This window comes from Micromonospora sp. NBS 11-29 (assembly GCF_002140155.1).
Classification (GTDB): domain Bacteria; phylum Actinomycetota; class Actinomycetes; order Mycobacteriales; family Micromonosporaceae; genus Micromonospora.
This window is the reverse complement of sequence record NZ_NAPR01000023.1, coordinates 168,214-186,638: the sequence shown is the minus strand read 5'-3', so window position 1 is coordinate 186,638 and position 18,425 is coordinate 168,214. Positions and strand designations below refer to the sequence as shown.

18 protein-coding genes and 1 pseudogene are annotated in these 18,425 nt (G+C 75.2%); 13 read left to right on the top strand and 6 right to left on the bottom strand.

All coding sequences use genetic code 11. From position 1 onward, the window contains the following. From B1205_RS25400 to B1205_RS25385, 4 genes are all read left to right on the top strand, one after another. A partial coding sequence (locus B1205_RS25400) for a PP2C family protein-serine/threonine phosphatase (RefSeq protein WP_254910184.1) occupies positions 1-1,256 on the top strand: 1,256 nt, incomplete at its 5' end. Beyond that, positions 1,253-2,305: a cobalamin B12-binding domain-containing protein gene (locus B1205_RS25395; RefSeq protein WP_089157894.1), complete on the top strand. Its 1,053-nt coding sequence runs from the start codon at positions 1,253-1,255 to the stop codon at positions 2,303-2,305. The genes B1205_RS25400 and B1205_RS25395, both read left to right, overlap by 4 nt. Before the next feature lie 76 nt (positions 2,306-2,381). Further along, positions 2,382-2,729, top strand: a complete 348-nt coding sequence (locus tag B1205_RS25390; RefSeq protein WP_089157893.1) for an STAS domain-containing protein — start codon at positions 2,382-2,384, stop codon at positions 2,727-2,729. Positions 2,730-2,801: 72 nt separating this feature from the next. Beyond that, complete coding sequence (locus B1205_RS25385) at positions 2,802-3,248, top strand: response regulator (protein ID WP_089157892.1); 447 nt, start codon at positions 2,802-2,804, stop codon at positions 3,246-3,248. A gap of 19 nt (positions 3,249-3,267) precedes the next feature. Here B1205_RS25385 and B1205_RS25380 read toward each other — a convergent pair whose 3' ends face one another. The 3 genes from B1205_RS25380 to B1205_RS25370 all read right to left on the bottom strand — a co-directional run bounded on the left by B1205_RS25380 (position 3,268) and on the right by B1205_RS25370 (position 5,879). Next, positions 3,268-4,098, bottom strand: coding sequence for a hypothetical protein (locus B1205_RS25380; protein WP_176308790.1), 831 nt, complete (start codon positions 4,096-4,098; stop codon positions 3,268-3,270). A gap of 328 nt (positions 4,099-4,426) precedes the next feature. Further along, positions 4,427-4,855: an OsmC family protein gene (locus B1205_RS25375; protein ID WP_089157891.1), complete on the bottom strand. Its 429-nt coding sequence runs from the start codon at positions 4,853-4,855 to the stop codon at positions 4,427-4,429. 76 nt (positions 4,856-4,931) lie between these two features. Next, positions 4,932-5,879, bottom strand: a complete 948-nt coding sequence (locus B1205_RS25370; RefSeq protein ID WP_089157890.1) for a serine/threonine-protein kinase — start codon at positions 5,877-5,879, stop codon at positions 4,932-4,934. A 144-nt stretch (positions 5,880-6,023) separates the two neighbouring features. Between B1205_RS25370 and B1205_RS25365 the strand changes: the two genes are divergently transcribed. Then, positions 6,024-6,239: a hypothetical protein gene (locus B1205_RS25365; protein WP_254910183.1), complete on the top strand. Its 216-nt coding sequence runs from the start codon at positions 6,024-6,026 to the stop codon at positions 6,237-6,239. 3 nt (positions 6,240-6,242) lie between these two features. Here the strand turns inward: B1205_RS25365 and B1205_RS25360 are convergent, their stop codons facing one another. Next, on the bottom strand, positions 6,243-7,037 hold the full coding sequence (locus B1205_RS25360; RefSeq protein WP_089157888.1) for an alpha/beta fold hydrolase: 795 nt from the start codon (positions 7,035-7,037) through the stop codon (positions 6,243-6,245). Continuing rightward, positions 7,034-7,874: pseudogene (locus B1205_RS25355) on the bottom strand (SDR family oxidoreductase). Before B1205_RS25355 ends, B1205_RS25360 begins: the two are co-directional and overlap by 4 nt. Before the next feature lie 127 nt (positions 7,875-8,001). Here B1205_RS25355 and B1205_RS25350 point away from each other — a divergent pair. From B1205_RS25350 to B1205_RS25330, 5 genes are all read left to right on the top strand, one after another. Continuing rightward, complete coding sequence (locus tag B1205_RS25350; protein ID WP_089157916.1) at positions 8,002-8,742, top strand: response regulator transcription factor; 741 nt, start codon at positions 8,002-8,004, stop codon at positions 8,740-8,742. Then, positions 8,720-10,207, top strand: a complete 1,488-nt coding sequence (locus B1205_RS25345) for a sensor histidine kinase (protein ID WP_089157887.1) — start codon at positions 8,720-8,722, stop codon at positions 10,205-10,207. Before B1205_RS25350 ends, B1205_RS25345 begins: the two co-directional genes overlap by 23 nt. A 45-nt stretch (positions 10,208-10,252) precedes the next feature. Further along, positions 10,253-12,562, top strand: a complete 2,310-nt coding sequence (locus tag B1205_RS25340) for a glycosyltransferase family 39 protein (protein ID WP_089157886.1) — start codon at positions 10,253-10,255, stop codon at positions 12,560-12,562. A 3-nt stretch (positions 12,563-12,565) separates the two neighbouring features. Then, positions 12,566-13,774 (top strand): glycosyltransferase, encoded by a 1,209-nt coding sequence (locus B1205_RS25335; RefSeq protein ID WP_441338555.1) that lies wholly within the window; start codon positions 12,566-12,568, stop codon positions 13,772-13,774. Between the two features lie 87 nt (positions 13,775-13,861). Then, on the top strand, positions 13,862-14,632 hold the full coding sequence (locus B1205_RS25330; protein ID WP_441338554.1) for a helix-turn-helix domain-containing protein: 771 nt from the start codon (positions 13,862-13,864) through the stop codon (positions 14,630-14,632). A 30-nt stretch (positions 14,633-14,662) separates the two neighbouring features. On the opposite strand, the gene B1205_RS25325 is transcribed toward B1205_RS25330, so the two are convergent. Then, on the bottom strand, positions 14,663-15,061 hold the full coding sequence (locus B1205_RS25325) for a VOC family protein (protein ID WP_089157885.1): 399 nt from the start codon (positions 15,059-15,061) through the stop codon (positions 14,663-14,665). A gap of 194 nt (positions 15,062-15,255) precedes the next feature. Between B1205_RS25325 and B1205_RS30055 the strand changes: the two genes are divergently transcribed. The 3 genes from B1205_RS30055 to B1205_RS25315 form a co-directional block, all read left to right on the top strand. Continuing rightward, positions 15,256-15,405, top strand: coding sequence for a hypothetical protein (locus B1205_RS30055; protein ID WP_176308789.1), 150 nt, complete (start codon positions 15,256-15,258; stop codon positions 15,403-15,405). A 4-nt stretch (positions 15,406-15,409) separates the two neighbouring features. Then, positions 15,410-16,825, top strand: coding sequence for a methyltransferase domain-containing protein (locus B1205_RS25320; RefSeq protein WP_089157884.1), 1,416 nt, complete (start codon positions 15,410-15,412; stop codon positions 16,823-16,825). Then, the coding region (locus tag B1205_RS25315; protein ID WP_254910182.1) for a sulfatase-like hydrolase/transferase at positions 16,818-18,425 on the top strand (1,608 nt) is incomplete at its 3' end. The genes B1205_RS25320 and B1205_RS25315, both read left to right, overlap by 8 nt.

Below are 18,425 nucleotides of genomic sequence, written 5' to 3'. Positions count from 1 at the left end.
CCGCGGCCGCCGTGGCGCGGCTCGCCGTGCCCACGGTCGCCGACGTCGCGGTGCTGGTGCTGGCCCCCCGCTCCGGCCGGGCCCGCTGGTGGCGGGCGGTACGCGCCGACGACGAGGTGCCCGCCGTGGACAGCGGTGTGCTGCCCGCCGTGGCGTTGCCCTCGGCGATCGAGGCCGGTCTCGCCGGCACCGAGCCGCACACGCTCGACTGGCTGGTCGAGCAGGCCGCCGAGGCGGGCTGGCTGCCCGGTCTCGACGTGCCCGACGCGACCGCGCGGGTGGTGCCGTTGCCCGGCCGGGAGGACCCGGTCGGGGTGCTGCTGGTGGCCCGCCGGGCCAGCCGCTGGTACGACGAGGCCGACGTCGACCTGGTCCGCGCGTTCGCGGCCCGTGCCGGCGCGGCGTTGACCACCGCCATGCTCTACCGCGACCAGGCCGAGGTCGCCGACACGCTCCAGGCGAGCCTGCTGCCGATCGAGCCGGCGGCCGCGAGCGGCGTGCAGTGGGGCACGGCGTACCGGCCGGCGCAGGCCGGTCTGCGCATCGGCGGCGACTTCTACGGCTCGCACCGGCTCGCGGACGGCGGTTCGGTCTTCTTCCTCGGCGACGTGTCGGGCAAGGGCGTGGAGGCGGCCGTCTTCACCGGCCAGCTCCGCCAGTGCCTGCACGCCCTGCACCGGGTCGAGACGCAGCCGGGACGCCTGCTCAAGCTGCTCAACGACGCGTTGCTGGAGACCACCCAGGCGCACGGGCAGGGCCGCTTCGCGACCATGGTGCTCGGGGTGGCCCGGCCGCACCGCGACGGCGGCCTGACCCTGACCCTGGCCGGCGGCGGCCACCTGCCGCCGCTGGTGCTGCGGGAGTCCGGCGAGGTCGAGGTGGTGCCGTTGAGCGGCATGTTGATCGGCGTGGTGCCGGATCCGCGGATCGGCGAGGCCACCGTGCACCTGGTGCCGGGCGAGACGTGCCTGCTCTACAGCGACGGGGTGACCGAGGCGCGGGGCGGGCGGCGCGGCGACGAGCAGTTCGGCGCCGAACGTCTGCTGCACGCGGTGACCGGCTGTCACCGGATGCCGGCGGCGGCGCTGGCCGAGCGGGTCGAGCAGGTGACCTGCGACTGGCTCGCCCACGGTGACCACGACGACATCGCCGTGCTGGCGCTGCGGGCCACCGGTCCGGCCGGCCGAACCGCCCGGCACCTGCACGCCGTGCCGGAGCCGACCGACGCCGCCCGGACGAGGGAGTTGCCCGCGTGACCGCGACCACCGCCGGGACCGACCCGGCGCACGTCTTCACCGACTACCTGGAGTGCCTGGCCGAGGCCGACGAGCAGGCCGCGGTGGCGGTGGCCCGGGGGCTGTTGGAGGCGGGCGCGCCGGCCGAGCGGGTGCTGCTCGACCTGGTCGCCCCGGCGCAGGCCGAGGTGGGGGAGCGGTGGGCCCGCAACGAGTGGAGCGTGGCCCAGGAGCACGCCGCCACCCACATCAGCGAGCGGGTGGTGGCGGCGGTGGCCGCGTACGCCGATCCGCGCCCGACCCGCGGCCGGATCGTGATGGCCTGCATGGACGGTGAGTGGCACGCGTTGCCGGCCCGGCTGGTGGCCGAGGTGCTGCGGCTGCGGGGCTGGCAGGTGGTGTTCCTGGGGGCCAGCGTGCCGGCCGCGCATCTGGTCTCCTACCTGCACCGGTACGACGCCGAGGCGGTGGCGCTGGCCTGTGCGCTGCCGATGCGGCTGCCGCACGCCCACCGGATGGTCGAGGCGTGCCGCCGCTCCGACGTGCCGGTGGTGGTGGGTGGGCGTGGCTTCGGTGTCGACGGCCGGTGGGCGCGCACGCTGGGCCTGTCCTGGGCGCCGGACGCGCCGGCCGCTGCCGACCTGGTCGCCGACGAGCGGGCGCTGCGCGCGGTGTCGGCCGCCCGGCTGGACCATCTCGCCGACGACGAGTACGCCAGCCTGGTCAAGCGGCGTGGGGAGCTGATCGACAGCGCCCTGGCCGACCTGCGGGAGCGGGTGCCGGGGGTGCGCGACTACACCTCGGCGCAGCTCGACTCGACCGTCGGCGACCTCGGCTACATCGTCGACTTCCTGGCCGCCGCGCTCTACGTCGACGACGGGACGCTGTTCACCGAGTTCGTCGAGTGGTTGGTGGCGATCCTGGTCAGCCGGGGTGTGCCGGCCGGCGCGCTCGGGGCGACCCTCAACCACTATGGACGGCAACTGCGGGACTTTCCCCGCGCGGTCGGTTTCCTCGACCGGGGACGCGCCGTGGTGGGGGGCCTGGTCACGGCGGCGGCGGGCCGCTGACCGGTGCGGCGCGGGACGACCCGTATACTTGCTGCACTGCAAGGGTTCGCCTGCGGTCGGAGCGAGAGGGGCCACGGTGACGTTCACCGTCACGTACGCCCAGCGGGACGGGGGCGGCGCCTGTCTCCGGCTCGTCGGCGAACTCGACCTGAGCACGGCCCCGGCGCTGAACACCGCGATCGACCGGTTGCTCGCCGAGGGGCGCCGTGAGCTGCTGCTGGACCTCACCGAGCTGACGTTCTGCGACTCGACCGGCATCGCCGCCTTCGTCCGGGGGGACAACCTCGCCGGCGCCGGTGACGGCTGGTTGCGACTCACCGGGGCGACCGGCCGGGTGGCCCGGGTGCTCCAGGTGACCGGGCTCGCCGAGGTGCTGCGACACGATCTCGACGCGGCCGACCCGACGGCGTCGGCCAGCCCCTGATCGGTTAGATTTCCCCGCCAGCGGTCGGCCGTGCGGCCGCCGCCCACCTCCCGAGACGAAGCAGGTAGCCCCATGGGTCAGCCCAGTCCGAGCCCCGTTCGCATCCTGGTGGTGGACGACGACCCGGGCGACGTCCTGATGATCGAGGAAGCGCTTGAGGAGTCGGACGTCGAGAAGGTCATCGACGTGGTCGCCGACGGCGAGGAGGCGATGGAGTTCCTCCGCCGGGAGGGCCGGCACGCCGAGGCGCAGCGGCCGGACGTGATCCTGCTCGACCTGAACATGCCCCGGATGGACGGGCGGCAGGTGCTCGGCGAGGTCAAGCGGGACGAGAGCCTGCGGACCATCCCGATCGTGGTGCTGACCACCTCCAACGCCGACACCGACGTGGTCAGCAGCTACACGTTGCAGGCCAACGCGTACGTGACCAAGCCGATCGACCTGGACGACTTCAACGACGTGGTACGCCGCATCGACGAGTTCTTCGGGCGGGTGGTCGTGCTCCCCAAGCACGCCTAGCGACCCGGCGTCGCCGGTCTCAGAGCAGCGCCGCGACCACCGTGGCGGCCCGCTTCTCGTGCTTGGCGTACGCGTCGGGAAAGGCGGAGACCTGCACCGCCTGGGCCGCGGCGGTGACGCTCATCGTCGCCCAGCCGGGCACGTCGCACAGCGCGGTGTAGAACGCCCGCGCCGCGTACGCCGGGCGCATGATCTCAGCGACCGTGCCCCAACCGCTGCTGGGGCGCTGCTGGAACAGCCCGATCGAGTCGTGGTCGGAGCCGCTGCCCTGGTGCGGGTGGTCGAAGGAGGCCGGCAGCACGTCGCTGGCGAGGTTGTGCAGGTCGCTCTCCTGCATGGCGGTGGCCACCGCCACCACCATGGCCCGACGCGGCAGTTCCATCTCCCGCCCGACGTCCACGATGACCTTCGCGTTGTCCGTCTGCCGCTGGTCCAGGCCGGCGACGGGGCGCGGACGCGCGGGGCGGACGACCTTCCTCGGTGCGCTCGGGCGCGCGGCGGCCGGGCTCGGGGCGGCGTCCGGTGTCCGCGGCGGCGCGGCGACCGGCGGGGCGGCGCGGGTGAAGTCGCGGGAGGCGCGCTGTTCGGCGGCCCGGTCGGCGAGCGCCTCGCGCATCTGCGGGCGGGGCCGGCCGGCCTCGCCGACGCCGGCCACGCCGACCAGACCGAGGCAGCAGGTGACCCCGGTCGCCACCGCGATCCGGCCGGAAACGGAGCGGGCCGGGCCGGGCCGGGGCGGTGCCGGGGCCCGGTGGCGTCCCACCCGCCGTTCGGCCGAGGCCGGGTCGATCGTTCGGCGAACCGGGCGCTTCGCGGGCGGCTGCTCGTGGCCGGGATGATCGGGATGCACCCGACGAGGCTAGAAAGCTTCACGTCGCTTGCCATCGGCGCGCTTGGTGGCATGCGTCACTCTTTGCCGGATTTCGGGCCGACATCCCGGTCAGTGCACCATCAACTGCCTCTTCCGGTCCTAACCGGAACATCCACAATAGCGGGTTTGGGAGGACCAACCGGACGTCCCGGAGGTGGGCGTCGGCCGCCCGCCGGCCTCCACCGTTCGGCCGGGTGCGACCCGGCCACGGACCCGAGACGTCGGGTCGTCCGATCGGGCCGGCCGGGATGCTCCGCACCCCGACCGTCGACCCGTGCGGTGACCGGCGGCTTCCGCCGGTGACGGCTCAGTGCCGGCCGTTCTCGGCCGGGGTCACCGTGAGCCGGTGGCGGCTCGGGTCGCCGCTGGAGAAGGGCCAGAGCCGATCGGCGTACGCGACCAGGTCGGCCAACTGCTCCCGGGTGAGCCCGGCCGAGGAGATCTCGGCGTGCACGTCCGCCCGGTACCGCCCGTCGTCGTCGCGTCCCAGCTTCGCCTCCGCGGTCACCTGCACCGTGTGCGCCTCGTCGGTGATCTCGCCGGCCGCCTCCACCGCGGCGTGGTGCAGGCAGGAGGCGAACGCGGCGGCCAGGAGCTGCTCCGGCGTCAGGCCGCTGCAGTGCGGCGCCAGCGGGGACGCCAGGGCGGAGGAGAAACCGCCGTCGTCGGTGCGTACGTGACCGCCCGCCGCGGTCGCCGTGGCCGTCTCGGCCAGCCAGGAACTCGGATCCGGCATCGCGTTCCTCCCGTCACTCACCGGCCCGGGTTCCCGGCCGTGGGGCGGCGAAACCGAGCGCGGGCCGGCAGTACGCTCAGCCGATCCGGCCGCTGGGAGCGCCGTCCACGGCCATCGCCTCGGTCTCCTCGGCGGCGGCCCGGCCGGTCCAGGGCGACACCTGGGCGGCCCGCTGCCGGGGCAGCACGACGGTCATCGGCACGTAGACCCGGGCGTCCACCGCCTCGGCCAGCAGCAGCGCGGCCATCGGGCTGGTCGGCCGGGCCGCCGGGTCGACGTCCAGGCAGCTCCGGCACAGCTCCGCCACCTCCGGCGGCAGGCCGGGGATCTCCGGTAGGGGCTGGGGCGGCTGCCGGCGTCGCGAGCCGAGCAACTGGGTGGTGCTGCCGATCTCGTACGGCAGTCGGCCGGTGAGGCAGTAGTAGAGCAGCACGCCGAGCGCGTACATGTCGGCGGCCGGGGTGGCGGGCTGGCGGTCGAGCTGTTCCGGCGCCAGGTATGCCGGGGTGCCCACCACGATCCCCTCCGGAGTGTGGTCGGGCGCGCCGGCCGGGGTGGCGATGCCGAAGTCGAGCACCTTCACGCCGTACGGGGTGAGGATCACGTTCGCCGGCTTCACGTCCCGGTGCACGATCCCGTTCCCGTGCGCGGCGGCCAGCGCGGCGCACACCTCGGCGCAGACCCGCACGGCGATGCGCCAGTCCAGCGGGCCGGCACGCAGGTGCGCGGCGAGCGTCTCGCCCTCGGCCAACTCCATCACGATGTACGGCACCGGCCGCCCGTCGGGCAACGTGGCGGTGCCGAAGTCGTGCACGCTGGCGACGTTCGGGTGGACCAGTCGCGCCGCCGAGCGGGCCTCGGCCCGGATCCGCTCGGCCGCGACGGCGTCGTCGTGCAGGCTGGGTGAGATCACCTTCACCGCGACGATCCGGTCCAGCACGCGATCGTGCGCGCGCCAGACCTCCGACATGCCACCCAGGCCGGCTCGCTGTTCGAGCTCGTACCGCCCGCCCAGCGTCCTCATCGACCACCCCTCGCCTCGTCCGGTCCCCCCGGATCCGCTACCCGGCCTCCGAGCTGTGCAAACCGTCGAGGGCGTGCGCCGGGGCGGGGTAGCTTCACGACCAGGGGTGCCGACGATGTGGACGGAGGGTGAGGCGTGCGGCGGGTGCGCGTACGGTTCGTCGGCGGGCCGGCCGACGACCTGGTGCGGGATCTGCCGGCGGAGCCGGACGGCGCGCCGCCGCACCGGTGGATCCTGGGGCACCCGGACGAGCCGGCCGACGACGTGGCCGACCACCTCTACGAGCGGGCCGACCGCGCCGGCCCGGACGGCTGGACCATGCGGTACGTGCGCACCGACCCGTTCGGCGCGACCGAGTGAGACTCAGGCCGGGCGGACGCCGGTGGTGTCGAGGATGACCGAGGCGACCAGCTCCGGGTCGTCGTGCATCGGCACATGCCCGCACCCGGGCAGGTCCAGGTGCCGGGCGGTGGGCAGCCGGGTGCGGGCCAGCGCCGCCTGCCGGTGGGGCAGGATCCGGTCCCGGGTGCCCCAGGCCACCGTCACCGGCACGGTGGGCGCGCCGGCGAACGCGTACCCCCGGCCGGCGCGGGCGACCGCGCGGAACGCGCGGGCGGTGCGCAGCGCGCGGGCGTCGGCCAACGCGGCGTCCGGCGCCAGCCGGCCCGGCCGGGCCATGATCATGCCCATCGCCAGCGCACGCAGCGCCGGCGCCGCGAACAGGTGACGAAGCACCGGCTCGGGCAGTCGGGCGGCGTTGCGGTGCAGGGTGAGCACGGTGAGCGCCCAGCGCAGCTCGCGTGCGGTGCAGAAGCCGGCCGGTGACAGCGCGGTGGCCGAGGCGACCGCGCCGACGGCGGCCAGCTCCAGGGCGATGGCGCCGCCGAGGCTGTTGCCGGCGACGTGCGGCCGCTCCAGCCGGAGCGCGGCGAACAGCTCGATCATCCCGGTCACCAGGCCGGGCATGTCGGCGGGCAGGCCGCCGGCGGGCACCGGGGACCGGCCGAAGCCGGGCAGGTCGACGGCGATCACGTCGTGCGCCTCGGCCAGCCGGTCCAGCACCGGCAGCCAGGCGCCCCAGTGGTGGCCGATGCCGTGCACCAGCACCAGTACCGGCCCGGCGCCCCGCCGCTCGAACACCACCTCCGCCGCGCTCACGGCCGGCCCGGTGGCGTGCTCGCGCCGAAGCCCCGGCCCAGCGCCCGGGCCTGCTCCTCGATCAGCGGGACGGTCACCCGGGCGGTCCGCCCCACCAGCCGGTCGGCCAGCGGACTGACCAGCAGCGACCGCACCGCCTGCACCGCGCCCACCGCGCGCGGCACGTACACCCGGCGGCTGCGGCGCTCGATCGCCCGGACGAACGCCTCCGCGCACTCGGTCACCGAGGTGGTGCGCCGCATCGGCCAGGGCAGCTTCGTCAACGCGCTCTCGAACGCCGGCAGGTCGGCCCGCGCCTCGCGCACCAGGTCGGTGTCCACCCAGGACGGGTGCGCGGTGCCCACGGCCACCCCGCGATGCGCCAGCTCCAGCCGGATCGCGGTGCCGAAGTGCTCCACGCCCGCCTTGGAGGCGCAGTAGGCGGCCATTCCCGGCAGCGCGGCGAACGCGGCGGCCGAGGAGACGATCAGCAGGTAGCCGCCGCGGTCGACGAGCGCCGGCACGGTCGCCGCCGCCGTGCGCATCACCCCGANNNCCCCGGTTGGCCACCCCGGCGTTGGCCACCACCGCGTCGATCCCGCCGAGCGCGGCGACCGTGCCGTCAACCGCCTCCGCCAACGCGGCCTGGTCGGTGACGTCGGCGGCGAACCAGACGTGCCCGGGGCCCAGCTCGTCGGCGAGCGCGGCGAGCCGGTCGGGCTCCAGCCCGACCAGGGACAGTCGGGCGCCCCGGGCCGCGGCGAGGCGGGCGGTGTGCGCGCCGATGCCCCGGGCCGCGCCGGTCACCAGCACCACGCGGCCGGCCAACCGGCCAGCGGGACCACCGTCGATGGGCATGCCGGCAAGTTACCACCGGGTAGCCTGCCGGGGAAGGCCCAACCGGTCCCGCGTCGCCCGCACAGCTGGTACACAGGATCGGGACAGTCCCGGTACAGCGGGTGCGCCCACGATGGGGAGCATGGTCATGAACGGGCAGGCCGCGCAGGGCCGGATCGAGCTGCGCCGACCCGACGGCGAGCCGGTGCGGGTGCTGGTGGTGGACGACGAGTCGACGCTGACCGACCTGCTCTCGATGGCCCTGCGCTACGAGGGCTGGCGGGTCACCACCGCCGCCGACGGAACGGCGGCGATCAGCGCGGCCCGGCAGTTCCGGCCGGACGCGGTGGTGCTCGACGTGATGCTGCCCGACCTGGACGGCTTCCAGGTGCTGCGCCGCCTGCGCGAGCAGTCGCCCAGCGTGCCGGTGCTCTTCCTGACCGCCCGGGACGCGGTGGAGGAGCGGGTCGCCGGGCTCACCGTCGGCGGCGACGACTACGTCACCAAGCCGTTCAGCCTGGAGGAGGTGATCGCCCGGCTGCGCGCCCTGCTGCGCCGCTCCGGCTTCGCGGTCGCCGCCCGGGAGGAGGCGGTGCTCACCGTCGGCGACCTCAGCCTCGACGAGGACAGCCACGAGGTGCGCCGCGGCGACGACCTGATCACGCTCACCGCCACCGAGTTCGAGTTGCTGCGCTACCTGATGCGCAACCCCCGCCGGGTGCTCAGCAAGGCCCAGATCCTCGACCGGGTCTGGAACTACGACTTCGGCGGCCAAGCCAACGTGGTCGAGCTCTACATCTCGTACCTGCGCAAGAAGATCGACGCGGGCCGCGCCCCCATGATCCACACGTTGCGCGGGGCGGGCTATGTCCTCAAGCCCGCGGAGTGACCCGGGCGGAGGACGACTGCGTCGCCGGCTGGCCGGCTGGTCGCTGCGCCGCCGCCTGGTGCTCTCCGTGGTGGCGCTGCTGGCGGTGGTCAGCGTCGGCGTCGGCGGGCTGACCACGGTCGCCCTGCGGCACTTCCTGGTCCGCCAGGTCGACGAGCAGCTCACCGGCTCGGAACGGCGCGGACGGCAGGTGGACCAGTTCCGGTTCCCGATCGGCGGCGACCGCCGGGACCTGATCCCCCCACCCGGCTTCCCGACGAAATCGGTCGCCGTCAAGGTGGAGGGCGGACGGGTCCGGACCGCCTTCATCCGCACCGAGAGCGGCGACGTGCCGATGCCCACCGCCGAGGTGGCCGCCCTGGCCCGGCAACCCGCGGACGGCCGACCCCGTACGGTCGGCCTGGGTGGATACGGCGACTACCGGGCGGTGGCGCGGCCCGGGGCGGACGGCGACGCCGCGATCTTCGCGATCCCGCTGGCCCGGGCCGACGACACCGTGGTGGCGATGATCGTGGCCCAGGTCGGCGTGATCGGCGCGGGCCTGGTCGTCGCCGGCGGTCTCGGCGCGCTCATCGTGCGGCGCACGCTGCGCCCGCTGGACCGGGTCGCCGCCACCGCCGCCCGGGTCACCGAGCTGCCGCTGGACCGGGGCGAGGTGGCCCTGTCGGTCCGGGTGCCGGCCGCCGACACCGACCCCCGCACCGAGGTCGGGCAGGTCGGCGGCGCGCTCAACCGGATGCTGGGCCACGTCGCCGCCGCGCTCGCCGCCCGGCAGGCCAGCGAGACCCGGGTACGCCAGTTCGTCGCCGACGCCAGCCACGAGCTGCGTACGCCGCTGGCCGCCATCCGCGGCTACGCCGAGGTGGCCCGACGCGGCCGGCAGGAGGTGCCGCCGGACGTGGCGCACGCGTTGCGCCGGGTCGAGTCGGAGAGCACCCGGATGACCCGCCTCGTGGACGACCTGCTGCTGCTCGCCCGGCTGGACTCCGGCCGCCCGCTCGTCGCCGAGCCGGTCGACCTCACCGCCATGGCGGTCGACGCGGTCAGCGACGCGCACGTGGCCGGGCCGGAGCACCGCTGGCAGCTCGACCTGCCCGACGAGCCACTCACCGTCACCGGCGATCCCCAGCGGCTGCACCAGGTGCTGGCGAACCTGCTGGCCAACGCGCGGGTGCACACCCCCGCCGGCACCGCCGTCACCACCGGCCTCGCCGCGGTCCCGGACGGCGTCGAACTCCGCGTCACCGACGACGGGCCGGGCATCCCGGCCGACCTGCAACCGGAGGTGTTCGAGCGGTTCGCCCGCGGCGACAGCTCCCGCTCCCGCGCGCACGGCAGCACCGGCCTGGGTCTGGCCATCGTCGCGGCCGTGGTGGAGGCGCACCACGGCCGGGTGGAGGTGACCAGCCGACCCGGCCGCACCGCGTTCACCGTCTGGCTGCCCCGATCCACAGCGGACGCATAGGTCGTTCACGGGAGCCGGCCAGCGGCCTCTCCCAGGCTGGTCGGCATGGACAGAACCGAGAGCCTGCCGACCGGGCGCACGACCGGCCCGGCCGAGGCCGCCCCGCAGGCCGGTCCGCCCGCGACCGATCCGGCCGCCCACCCCGTACCGCAGCCGACGCCGACGCCGACGCCGGCGGACCCGCCGGCCGGACCGCCCGGCCGCGACCCGCGCTGGGCCCGCCCGGCCCTGCTCGGCCTGCTGGTGGCCACCGGCCTGCTCTACCTGTGGGGCCTGGGGGCCTCCGGGTGGGGCAACGCGTTCTACGCCGCCGCGGCGCAGGCCGGCTCGGCGAGCTGGAAGGCGTTCTTCTACGGCTCCTCGGACGCGGCCAACTCGATCACCGTGGACAAGACGCCGGCCTCGCTCTGGCTGATGGCACTCTCGGTGCGGGTCTTCGGCCTGAACAGCTGGTCGATCCTGGTGCCGCAGGCGCTGCTCGGCGTCGCCTCGGTCGGCGTGCTGTACGCGTCGGTGCGTCGCTGGCACGGCCCGGCGGCCGCGCTGCTCGCCGGCGCGGTCCTCGCGCTCACCCCGGTGGCGACGCTGATGTTCCGCTTCGACAACCCGGACGCGCTGCTGGTGTTCCTACTGGTGGCCGCCGCGTACGCCACGGTGCGGGCGGTCGAGACGGCAAGCACCCGGTGGCTCGCGCTGGCCGGTGTGCTGGTCGGCTTCGGCTTCCTCACCAAGATGCTCCAGGCGTTCCTGGTGATCCCGGTCCTCGCCGGGGTCTACCTGCTGGCCGCGCCGACCGGCCCCGGACGACGGATCCGCCAACTGCTGCTGGCCGGGCTGGCCGTGCTGGTCTCCGCCGGCTGGTGGGTGGCGATCGTGGAGCTGGTGCCGGCGAGCGCCCGCCCGTACATCGGTGGCTCGCAGCACGACAGCATCCTGGAGCTGACGTTCGGCTACAACGGCCTGGGCCGGATCACCGGCGACGAGGTGGGCAGCGTCGGCGGTGGCGGCCGGCCGGGCGGGGGCGGTCCGTTCTCCGGGCAGACCGGCCCGTTGCGGATGTTCGACACCGAGATCGGCGGGCAGATCTCCTGGCTGCTGCCGGCCGCGCTGATCCTGCTGGTGGCCGGCCTGTGGCTGGCCGGGCGGGCGGCGCGCACCGACCGGCGGCGGGCCGGCCTGCTGCTCTGGGGCGGCTGGCTGCTGGTCACCGGGCTGATCTTCAGCTTCATGTCCGGCATCTTCCACGCGTACTACACGGTCGCCCTCGCGCCGGCCGTCGGCGCGTTGGTCGGCATCGGGGCCACCCTGCTCTGGCGGGCCCGGACCACGTCCGGCCGGTGGCGCGGCTACGCCGCCACGCTGGTCCTGGCCGGCACGCTCGCGGTCACCGCCTGGTGGTCCTGGCGCCTGCTCGACCGCAGCTCCGACTGGTACCCCTGGCTGCGCCCCACGGTCCTGGCCGCCGGCCTGACGGCGGCCCTCCTCCTGGCCCTCCTGGACGCTTTCGCCCTCCGCGACGGCTCGGTGATCAAGGGGTTCGCGTCGGACGGCGCGGCCCCCGGCGACGCGAACTCCTTGGTCACCCCGGACCGGGCGGGTTGGGCGGGTTGGGCGGGTTGGGGATGGGGGGTGGCGGGGGTTGCGACGCTGGCGGTGGCGGTGGCGCTGGCCGGGCCGGCGGCGTATGCGCTTCAGACCGCGGCGACCCCCCACAGGGGCGCGATCCCCAGCGCTGGTCCGTTCGTGGCGGGCGGCTTCGGACCGGGCGGCCGGGGTGGCTTCCCCGGTGGTGAGAACGGCGCCTTCCCCGGCTTCCCCGGTGGTCAGAACGGCGCGTTCCCCGGCCTCCCCGGTGGTCAGAACGGTGGCACCGGTCAGAACGGCGTGTTCCCCGGCTTCCCGGGCGGCGGCCCGGCGCCGGGCATGCCCACCGGCCAGGACGGCGGCTCCGGCCGCAACGGTGGCGCGGGCCGGGACGGGGGTCGTGGTCAGCGTGGCGGTGGCATGGGTGGACTGCTCGACGCCCGCGAGCCGAGCGCCGAGATGACCGCGCTGCTCAAGACCGACGCGTCGGACCACACCTGGGTCGCGGCCACGGTCGGCTCGANCCAGCTCGCCACCGGCGAGCCGGTGATGGCGATCGGCGGCTTCAACGGCAGCGATCCGTCGCCGACCCTCGAGCAGTTCCAGCGGTACGTCGCCGCCGGGAAGATCCACTACTTCATCGGCGGTGGCGGGTTCCGGGCCAACGGCGGCAGCAGCGCCTCGTCCCAGATCGCCGCCTGGGTGGCCGAGACCTTCACCCCGACCACGGTCGACGGAGTCACCATCTACGACCTGAGCAGTGAGGGCTGAACCATGACCCTGATGCCCGAGCCCCGGGCTGCGGTGCACGCCCGGCCCACCGCCGCCACCGCGGTGCTGGACGTGGTGGTCCCGGTGCACGACGAGGAGGTCGACCTCGGCCCCTGCGTGCGGCGGCTGCACGCGCACCTGAGCGCGCAGTTCCCGTACCCGTTCCGGATCACGGTGGCCGACAACGCCAGCACCGACGGCACCCTGGCGGTGGCCGAGGCGCTCGCCGCCGAACTGCCCGAGGTGGGGGTGCTGCACCTGGCGGAGAAGGGGCGCGGCCGAGCGCTGCGGGCCGCCTGGTCCGCGTCGCCCGCGCCGGTGCTCGCGTACCTGGACGTGGATCTCTCCACCGACCTGGCCGCGCTGTTGCCGCTGGTCGCCCCGCTCCTGTCCGGCCACTCCGACCTGGCCATCGGCACCCGGCTGGCGCGGGCCAGCCGGGTGGTCCGAGGCGCCCGGCGGGAAGTGATCTCCCGGGGCTACAACCTGCTGCTGCGCGGCACGCTCGCGGTGCGCTTCTCCGACGCGCAGTGCGGCTTCAAGGCGATCCGCGCCGACGTGGCGGCCGAGCTGCTGCCGCTGGTCCAGGACACCGGCTGGTTCTTCGACACGGAACTGTTGGTCCTCGCGCAGCGGGCCGGGTTGCGGATCCACGAGGTGCCGGTGGACTGGGTGGACGACCCGGACAGCCGGGTCGACATCGTCGCCACCGCGTTGGCCGACCTGCGCGGTATCGGGCGGCTGGGCCGCGCGCTGCTCACCGGCGCGCTGCCGCTGGCCCGGCTGCGCGCCCAGCTCGGCCGGCAGCCGTTGCCGGTGCCGGTCGGGCTACCCGACCAGCTCGCCCGCTTCGCCGCGGTCGGGGTGGCGAGCACGCTCGCGTACCTGCTGCTCTTCCTGGCGGCCCGTGGTCCGCTCGGGGCGCAACCGGCGAACCTGCTGGCGCTGCTGCTGACCGCGGTGGCCAACACGGCGGCCAACCGGCGGCTCACCTTCGGCGTCACCGGTCGGCGGCACGCCGGGCGGCACCACCTCCAGGGGATGCTCGCGTTCGCGCTCGGCCTGGCCCTGACCAGCGGTGCCCTGGCCGTCCTGCACGCGCTCACGACCCCACCGCGAGCCGCCGAACTGGCCGTCCTGGTGGTGGCGAACCTGGCCGCCACCGCCCTGCGCTTCCTCCTGCTCCGCCTGGCCATGCACCACCGACCCTGACGCTGGCTTCGTCGATCATGAGGTTGGCGGCCCGACACGCCGGGCGGGGGAACGCCAACGTCATGATCGACGGCGGGTGGTGGCAGGGTGGAGGGCGTGTACCGGGAGCGGAGGGCGGCGCGGGTTCGGGGAGCGGTGGTGTGGGGCAGCGTCTCCGACCGCGAAGGAGTTGTCCGGGTGCTGCCGGACGGGTGCCTGGACCTGCTCTGGTCCAGCCGGGCAGGGCTGCTGGTGGCCGGCCCCGATCGCGTCGCGCAGGTGTCGCGGTCGATTGCGGGGGAGCGGTGGATCGGGCTGCGGCTTCCGCCGGGTGTCGGCCCGGCCGTGTTCGGGGTGCCCGCCGAGGAACTGCGGAACCGTCGTGTTCCGCTGGGCGACCTGTGGGGCCGCGCCGCCGGTGAGCTGGCCGAGCGGGTCGAGGCGGCGATGGCCGACCCGGGTGGGCCGACCGCGTCGGTGACCGGGCCGGCCGGGCCGGCCGTGGCGGGCTGGCCGGGCGCCGCCATCCTGGAGGAGGTGGCGTGCGCGCGGCTGCGGGCCGCCGGTGGGCCGGACCCGATCGGCGTCCGGGTGGCCACCGCGCTGGCCGCCGGGGCGACGGTCGCCGCGACCGCCGCCGAGGTCGGCCTCGGCGCGCGCGCCCTGCACCGGCGCAGCCAGGTCCTCTTCGGGTACGGCCCGAAGACGCTCGCCCGGATCCTGCGGATGCGCCGCGCGCTGGACCTGACCCGCACCGGCGTGCCGCTCGCCGAGGTCGCCGCGCGCAGCGGGTACGCAGACCAGGCCCACCTCACCCGCGATGTGCGTGAGTTGGCCGGGGTGTCGCCGACCCGCCTGCTCACCCTGCCCGCCACCTGAGCGGGGCGACCGGCGAAGCGCCGTCGGCGGTCAGGGGGCCGGAAGGGGCGCGAACAGGTCGACGCCGTTGCCGTCCGGGTCGTGCAGGACCGCGTACCGCTGGCCCCAGAAGGCGTCCCACGGCGGCAGTTCCCCGTGATGGCCGGCGGCGGTCAGGTCGGCGTACCAGCGGTCCACCTCGGCCGGGTCGGCGCAGCGGAAGGCCAGGTTCATCCGAGGGCTGCCGGCCGGCGGCGTGAAGCCGGGATGGAAGCTCCGGATCGTCTCGACGGTGTCCCAGGCCAGCCGTACGCCGCCCGGCAGGGTGATTTCCACGTGCGGTGCCGTCTCGGCGCCGGCCGGGACCGGCAGTCCCAGCCGGCGGTAGAAGTCGAGGGTGCGGGCCATGTCGGTGACCACGGTCCCGACGAGATCGAACTGCGGTGTCATGTCCGCCACGGTAGGCCCGGACGGCGTCGGTCGTCTTGAACGGATCGGACGGGGCATCGGACGGGCGGGGAGTGGCCGGTGTGCCCGCACGCATCCGACCGAACGCGTACGGTAGGGAACAAGTCCGGCATTGAGCCATGAAGCTCGCATACCGGCTGAGAGAGCGATGAATCGGCGAGGGAAGGAAAGCAGCCGTGACGCACCTGGCCTACCTGGACGCGGGATCCGGCAGCCTCATCGTGCAGGCGGTGGTCGGCGGGGTGGCCGGAATGGCCGTGGCCGCCAAGCTCTACTGGCGTCGACTGGTGACCCGGTTCCGCCGCCAGCCCACCGACCAGGGCTGACGGGATGACGATCCCGCACACCGGCGTCCGCGCCGAGCCCGGTTCCTTCCGCGACCCCGGCAACCGGGTCTTCCACCGCGGCGGGGAGGTGCTGCGTGGCCTCGACGAGCGCTCCGCCCGTGACTGGCGGGCGCTGTCCGCCACCGACCTCTTCCGCGAACTGGTCACCGCCGGGCACCTCGTCGGCACCGAGGAACTGGTGCCGACCCCGGTCGACGCGCCCTGGGCCGCGGTGCTGCGGCACGAGCGGATCCCGTTCGTCTCACATCCCTACGAGTGGTCGTCCGCGATGCTGCGCGACGCGGCGCTGCTGCACCTGGACGTGCTGCGCGCCGCGTTGGAGGCCGGCTTCACCACCAAGGACGGCTCGGCCTACAACGTGCAGTGGCGCGGGGCACGGCCGGTCTTCATCGACGTCGGCTCGTTCGAGGCGCTGCGCGACGGCGAGCCCTGGACCGGTTACCGGCAGTTCTGCCAGACCCTGCTCTACCCGCTGCTGATCCAGGCCCACCTCGGGCTGGACTTCCAGCCGTTCCTGCGGTCCCGGATCGACGGCGTCGAGCCCGACCAGATGCGCCGCCTCTTCGCCGGGGCCCGGCGCTGGCGGGCCGGCGTGCCCACCCATGTGCACCTGCACCGCGCCATGCAGACCCGCAACTCCCGCGCCAGCACCAGCGACGTCCGCGCCCAGCTACGCGCCGCCGGGTTCTCCCGCGAGCTGGCCCTGGCCACGGTACGCGGGCTGACCCGGCTGGTCCGCCGGCTCGACCACCGCCCCGGTGACAGCCACTGGTCGGACTACCAGCGCACCTGCGCGTACTCGGTGCCGGACCGGCAGGTCAAGGAGGCCTTCGTCGACCGGGCGGTGAGCGCCACCGCGCCGGACTCGGCGCTGGACCTGGGCGCCAACGACGGCCGGTACGCCCGCATCGCCGCCCGGCACGCCGCGTACGTGGTCGCCGTCGAGCAGGACCCGGCCGTGGTCGACACCCTCTACCGCGCCCTGCGCGACGAGGGGGAACGGCGCATCCTGCCGCTGGTCACGGACCTCGCCGACCCGTCGCCCGGCGGCGGCTGGCGCGGCGTCGAGCGGGCCGCGTTCGCCGACCGGGCCCGCGCCGACCTGGTCCTCGCCCTGGCCGTGGTGCACCACCTGGCGATCGGCCGCAACGTGCCGCTGCCCGAGGTGCTGGACCAACTCGCCGCATTCACCGAGACCGGCGGCAGCCTGGTGGTGGAGTTCGTCCACCCGGACGACCCGATGGCCCGCCGGCTGCTCGCCAACAAGCCGGACGGCCTCTTTCCCGACTACCGGCGGGAGGTGTTCGAGACGCTGCTGGCCCGGCACGGGCGGGTGGTCGCCCGGGTCGAGCTGCCGTCCGGCACCCGCACGCTCTACCAGGTGGTGGTGGGTGGCTGAGGACACCCTCGCACCACCGCGCGAGCGTACGACCGGCGTCGACCGGCCCCGCCGTCGCAGCACCTGGCGGGCCGAGTCGGCGCGGCTGGCGGAGGTGGTGGCGCTGGTCGGGCTGGTGGTCACCCAGCCGCTGCTGGACGTGCTCGGCCGCAGTCCCGACTTCTTCCTGTTCCACCGCGCCTCCCGGGGCGACGTGCTGCTCCTCGTCGCCCTGATCGCGCTCGCGCCGACGGTGCCGTTCGCGGCGCTCGGCGCGCTGTCCCTGCTCGCCGGTCGGGTCACCCGGACCGTGGTGCACACCGTGCTCGTGGCACTGCTGTCGGCCGCGCTCGCGGTCCAGGTCGGCCGGCACCTCACGCCGCTTCGGGGCGTACCGCTGCTGCTGGTGGCCGGCGGCGCGGGCGTCGCTGCGGCGGCCGCGCACCGGCGGTGGCGGGCGCTGCGTCGGGTGCTGCGGGTGGCCGCGATCGGCCCGGTGGTCTTCATCGGGCTGTTCCTGTTCGCGTCGCCGGCCTCGGCGGTGGTGCTGCCCCGGGGCGACGGCGGCGCGGCCGGGGTGGCCGGCGCCGGCGCCCACCCGCCGGTGGTCATGATCGTGCTGGACGAACTGCCGCTGGTGTCCCTGCTCGGCCCGGACGGGCGGATCGACGCCACCCGCTACCCGAACTTCGCCGCGCTGGCCGCCGGGTCGACCTGGTACCGCAACGCCACCGGGGTCAGCGGCTGGACGCCCTACGCGCTGCCGGCGATGCTCACCGGGCGCTACCCGCAGCGGGCCGTGGCCCCGCACTACTCGCAGTACCCGGACAACCTCTTCACCGCACTCGGCGGCCTCTACCGGATCAAGGCCGAGGAGAGCATCACCCGACTCTGCCCACCCAGCCGCTGCGAGCAGCCGGCCAGCCCGCCACAGGGCTTCGGGGCGCTGGCCCGGGAGAGCGGCGAGCTGCTGCGCCGGCTCACCGCGCCGGTGGACAGCCGGGTCGACCCGGAGGACTCCTACCGGGAGCAGACCGCGGCCGAGGCCGGACTGGACGCCGCCGAGCCGGTGCCCGACGACCCGAAGTTCCGCTGGGACACCCTCGACGACAACCAGCCGGCCCGGTTCACCTCGTTCCTGGCCGGGCTGCGCCCCGCCGACCGGCCCACCCTGCACTTCCTGCACCTGCTGATGCCGCACCCGCCGTGGGCGTACCTGCCGTCCGGGGCGCGCTACGCCGCGCCGGAGGACCTGCCCAACGACGGCGCCGGGTGGGTGGACGTGGCCCGCGCCCGGCACCTGGCCCAACTCGGCTACACCGACCGGCTGATCGGCGAGACACTGCGCACGCTGCGCGCCACCGGCCTCTACGACCGCGCGCTGGTGCTGGTCACCGCCGACCACGGGGTGAGCTTCCGCCAGGACTGGCAGGGCCGGGGGATGGGCGCCATCGAACACGCCGCCAACGAGGTCGCCTGGGTGCCGATGTTCGTCAAGGAACCCGGCCAGCGGACCGGCCGGGTGGACGACCGCAACTGGGAACACGTCGACCTGCTGCCCACGATCGCCGACGAGACCCACATCCGGGTGCCGTGGCGGCTCGACGGCCGGTCGGCGAAG

What these genes read in the sequence shown, in the direction of transcription:
- B1205_RS25335 (WP_441338555.1), top strand. Translation starts at nt 12,566, where the DNA reads ATGACCCTGATGCCCGAGCCCCGGGCTGCGGTGCACGCCCGGCCCACC.
- B1205_RS25325 (WP_089157885.1), bottom strand. Translation starts at nt 15,061, where the DNA reads ATGACACCGCAGTTCGATCTCGTCGGGACCGTGGTCACCGACATGGCC.
- B1205_RS25320 (WP_089157884.1), top strand. Translation starts at nt 15,410, where the DNA reads ATGACGATCCCGCACACCGGCGTCCGCGCCGAGCCCGGTTCCTTCCGC.
- B1205_RS25370 (WP_089157890.1), bottom strand. Translation starts at nt 5,879, where the DNA reads ATGAGGACGCTGGGCGGGCGGTACGAGCTCGAACAGCGAGCCGGCCTG.
- B1205_RS25375 (WP_089157891.1), bottom strand. Translation starts at nt 4,855, where the DNA reads ATGCCGGATCCGAGTTCCTGGCTGGCCGAGACGGCCACGGCGACCGCG.
- B1205_RS25350 (WP_089157916.1), top strand. Translation starts at nt 8,002, where the DNA reads ATGAACGGGCAGGCCGCGCAGGGCCGGATCGAGCTGCGCCGACCCGAC.
- B1205_RS25345 (WP_089157887.1), top strand. Translation starts at nt 8,720, where the DNA reads ATGTCCTCAAGCCCGCGGAGTGACCCGGGCGGAGGACGACTGCGTCGC.
- B1205_RS25385 (WP_089157892.1), top strand. Translation starts at nt 2,802, where the DNA reads ATGGGTCAGCCCAGTCCGAGCCCCGTTCGCATCCTGGTGGTGGACGAC.